The sequence below is a fragment of the Psychroserpens mesophilus genome (assembly GCF_050617655.1).
GTDB classification, from domain to species: Bacteria; Bacteroidota; Bacteroidia; order Flavobacteriales; family Flavobacteriaceae; genus Psychroserpens; species Psychroserpens mesophilus_A.
On the sequence record NZ_JBODQC010000031.1, the window covers coordinates 1 to 880 of the forward strand.

The window sequence follows — 880 nt, forward strand, 5'->3', positions numbered from 1 at the left end:
TTTATTGTCCAATCTTTATCGCTTAGCTGATTCTGATCACTCAATCCTGTCGCTACAGTAACTAACAGCGTGTATAACTAATTGCTTGGTCTTTGTGTACTCGGAAAATCCTACGGATTTTCCTAATGGTTAGTTTCTTTTTTGCTAACTTAGTTCCTACCAACGCAACTAGCCATAACACGAACACGTTGTGTGCAATTTGGCTACGTTACCAAGATTTGGTATATTTGAGCAAAAATATAGTCAAAATGGGAAAAAACACATCAATATCACTCGGAAATCATTTTGAGGATTTTATAAGAGAAGAAGTAAATTCTGGAAGGTATGGTTCGGTTAGCGAAGTAATTCGTTCTGCTTTACGTTTGTTAGAACGTGAAGAAAAAAAGGAAAGGGAACTGATTAAAGCTCTCGAGGTTGGGGAAAATAGTGGATTTGTTGAAAATTTTGACCCAAAACAACATCTGAAAGAATTACATCGTAAACACTTATGAGCAAAAACAAATATCGAATAAGTCAACAAGCGATTGAGGATTTAGATAAAATTTGGATTTATACGCTCAATAAATGGTCTAAAAAACAAGCTGACAGATATTACGACTTGATAATTACGGAAATTGAATTTATAGCTGACAACTTTATGACTGGAAAGTCAGCGGAACAAACTCGAAAGAATTATCGAGTGACTAAAATAAAATCCCATTTAATTTTTTATAGAAAAGTGGAAAATGATATCGTGGAAATTGTTAGAATTTTACACCAACGAATGGATATTAAAAAACGACTGAAATAAAAAAAAACTGCACACAACAATGGCTATAAGTAATTGCTTGTTCTCGCCTACTTCTGAAAATCCTCGCGGATTTTCAGTTTGGTGTGTACT

General features: G+C 34.0%; 2 protein-coding genes. Both read left to right on the forward strand.

All coding sequences use genetic code 11. The features are described from left to right. Positions 1 to 248 precede the first annotated feature (248 nt). Positions 249 to 491, forward strand: a complete 243-nt coding sequence (locus ACRHNM_RS16180) for a type II toxin-antitoxin system ParD family antitoxin (RefSeq protein WP_028284019.1) — start codon at positions 249 to 251, stop codon at positions 489 to 491. Continuing rightward, complete coding sequence (locus ACRHNM_RS16185; RefSeq protein ID WP_431137677.1) at positions 488 to 790, forward strand: type II toxin-antitoxin system RelE/ParE family toxin; 303 nt, start codon at positions 488 to 490, stop codon at positions 788 to 790. The genes ACRHNM_RS16180 and ACRHNM_RS16185 overlap by 4 nt, the downstream gene beginning before the upstream one ends. The last annotated feature ends 90 nt before the right edge of the window (positions 791 to 880 follow it).